This is a genomic window from Accumulibacter sp., assembly GCF_029255145.1.
In the GTDB taxonomy this organism is placed as follows: domain Bacteria; phylum Pseudomonadota; class Gammaproteobacteria; order Burkholderiales; family Rhodocyclaceae; genus Accumulibacter.
Window position 1 is genome coordinate 1 of the sequence record NZ_JAPUVQ010000147.1, and the last position, 2,557, is coordinate 2,557.

Annotated in this window: 3 protein-coding genes; all 3 read right to left on the reverse strand. The window is 64.2% G+C overall.

The features are described from left to right. Positions 1–206 precede the first annotated feature (206 nt). Entirely contained in the window at positions 207–830 is a 624-nt protein-coding gene (locus tag Q1L50_RS18775) for a transglycosylase SLT domain-containing protein (RefSeq protein WP_300341732.1), read from the reverse strand. Between the two features lie 19 nt (positions 831–849). Continuing rightward, positions 850–1,434 (reverse strand): TrbM/KikA/MpfK family conjugal transfer protein, encoded by a 585-nt coding sequence (locus Q1L50_RS18780; RefSeq protein ID WP_300341733.1) that lies wholly within the window; start codon positions 1,432–1,434, stop codon positions 850–852. A 14-nt stretch (positions 1,435–1,448) separates the two neighbouring features. Further along, a partial coding sequence (gene trbL, locus Q1L50_RS18785; RefSeq protein ID WP_300341734.1) for a P-type conjugative transfer protein TrbL occupies positions 1,449–2,557 on the reverse strand: 1,109 nt, incomplete at its 5' end.

Sequence of the window (2,557 nt, forward strand, 5' to 3'; positions counted from 1 at the left end):
CGCAATAGGCTTTTAGGCTAAACGTGTCACTACACAAAATTTCCGGCTGCGCGCCAACTCCTTGTTTTTATTGCAAACCAAACCCCGATTATGCGTCTGGCACGCGAAAAGTGTCGAACTCGGGAGCGCCGATCGCCATGCCGCCGGCGCGGCCTGTTTTCGCAAGACGTGGCCATCGTTTTCACCGCTGACTTTGAGCGCGTTGCTCATGGCTGTCCGCCGATGATGACTTTTCGCGGGACATACCCGTAGGTATTCCACGCAACCGTTGCCGCCGGCGTTTGTGCCGGCGTCGCGGTTAACTTCGTTGCCGCCATCGTCGTCTGCACCGAGCCTGGCTGCACCGTTGCCGGCGCCCCAGGCATCGACGAGGACAGGGCGCCCACTTTCGTCACGTCCACCGTCACAAATCGAGCCTCCAGCCAATCCGCCCACCTTCTCGCCCTGACGACCAGATCCGCCCGGTACACCGCGTTGTACTGCGGCGTCCGGGAGTGGTAATTGGCGGCCCGCGTCCAGAGATCGCCCTTGTCCTTCTTGATGTGCTGCAGCAGCCGCCAGGCGGCGAGGTCGAAGGCATAGCAGCCGGCCGCTGCTACGTCATCGGGCGTGATGCCGTAGCGGGCCAGGTCGCGCAGGTACACCGTGTTGAACTGCATCGGCCCCACGTCATGCGTGCCGTTGGCGTTGCGCACCCACTGGCCCGGCTTCCCCCCTTCCTTCTCCGCCACTGCAAGCACCATGTTCGCGGGAATCTGGTATTTCACAGCGGCCGCGATCGAGCAGACGACGCGCTCTTGAAGCTGGGGCGGAAGATCGACGAAAGGCATGACCGTTTCCTCTTTCGTCCTACCGGTACCACTCGCCATTCCTGCGCCGGCTATCCTCGGTAGCAATCCGATCGTTGTACCGGGCCACGGCAGCGTCATGGTCCTGCGCATCGACCCAGTAGCCGCCTCGTTCCGGCGTCCCAACATACTTGGGCGAAAGGTCGCCTAGCCTGCTGTATTGGTGCCCGGTGTAGGCTGCGCAATAGCCCGGCATCTGGTTGTTGATCAACACCTTGCCACCGTCAACGTCCCAGTGATTCCACACGCGCAGCGTCACGTTCAGGGAAGCCGCGTCGCAGCGGCCGGCGCTGTTCGCCATGGCATTGACCAGCGCACGCATTTCCGGTGTCTGGTCCGACACCGGGCACAGGTTCAGAAAGCTGGTGCGTGCTCGCACGGTGTCCGACCACTTCCGCTTGTTGATACCGAAATAGCGCGAGAGCGACGGCGCGCACTCGCCCGGCCGGGTGCCCGTCGCCAGGCATAGGGTGGCCTCGCACGCCAGGCGGGTATCGCCGGTCAGCACCTCCTGGGCACCGGCGGAGGCCGCGGTTGCGGCGGCGATCGCCAGGGTGAACGGCGCGAGAACGCACTGGTTTTTCATCGGGGATGCTCCTTTCAAGAAGATTGGGCGGCGCGGTCACGGAATGCGGCGATTTCCGATTCTGCGTCCACCGATTGGTCGTCTGCCTTTGCCAGGCTGTCGCTGCCGAATACGGGCTTCTGATCGCCCTTGTCCTTGATGGCCGCAGCGATCTTGCCGCCCGTCGTTTCGCCGATGCGATCCATCGCGGCATCCTTTACTTCGCCGGCCCTCGCCTTTGCGACGTCCCAGCCGCCTTGCGCCAAATTCGCTGCAGTGCCTGCCGCGACCTTGCCGACCTTGGCCACTGCCGAAACCATGCCGCTCGACTGCACTGCCCCCAGCGTGGCGCCACGCTTTGTGGTTGCCTGCTTGGTGTCGGATCGGCCGTGTGAACTGCCACCACCAGACGATCCGTGACCGACCAAACCGCTGTCCATTGCGGCCGCCAGCGGGCTTGCGCTGCCACCGCCCGACGACCGGCCCGCACCCGACGAACTGCCCCCACCCAGGTTCGCAAGCATGTCGCTACCACCGGCCACGTCCTGCGACGCTTTCGAGCACGCCGCCATTAGGGCTTGCGCGCCGCCGGCCATGCCTGTTGCCCCGGCGGCAATGGCTGCGCCGGCAACACCGACGGCCGCGCTGGCCATGCCGACCGCCGCCATCGCCGCGCCCGTCCCAAGGCCACTGCCCATGGTGTGCACGCTGCCACCCATCGCCAGGCCGCCAACCAACGACGGCAGCTTGGTGACAAGGGCAAACAGCACCACGGCGACGATCATCATCACGCCCAGCTCCTTCAGGCTGATGCCCGCACTCATCCCGGCGTAGTACTGGTCGACGAAGGACTTGCCGATGCCGACCAGCAGGACCATGGTAAGAAGCTGCGCGGCAATGTTCAGAACGGTCTTGTAGTAGCCGATCGCCATGTCGGAGGTCCAGCGCGACCCACCGAAGCCGAGGAAGAAGACGCCCGCGTAAGAAAGGATCCAGCCACTCACCAGGAGCACCAGCATGTTCACGCCGATCAACGCCAGGATGATGAGGATGGCGGCGCTGATGAGGATGCCGGCCGCGCTGTCGACGGGCGACCACAGCGACGACTGGTCGAGCACCTTGAAGAAGATGTCGAAGCCAATAT

Coding starts and splice junctions, on each gene's coding strand:
- Q1L50_RS18780 (WP_300341733.1), bottom strand. CDS start 1,434: ATGAAAAACCAGTGCGTTCTCGCGCCGTTCACCCTGGCGATCGCCGCC.
- Q1L50_RS18775 (WP_300341732.1), bottom strand. CDS start 830: ATGCCTTTCGTCGATCTTCCGCCCCAGCTTCAAGAGCGCGTCGTCTGC.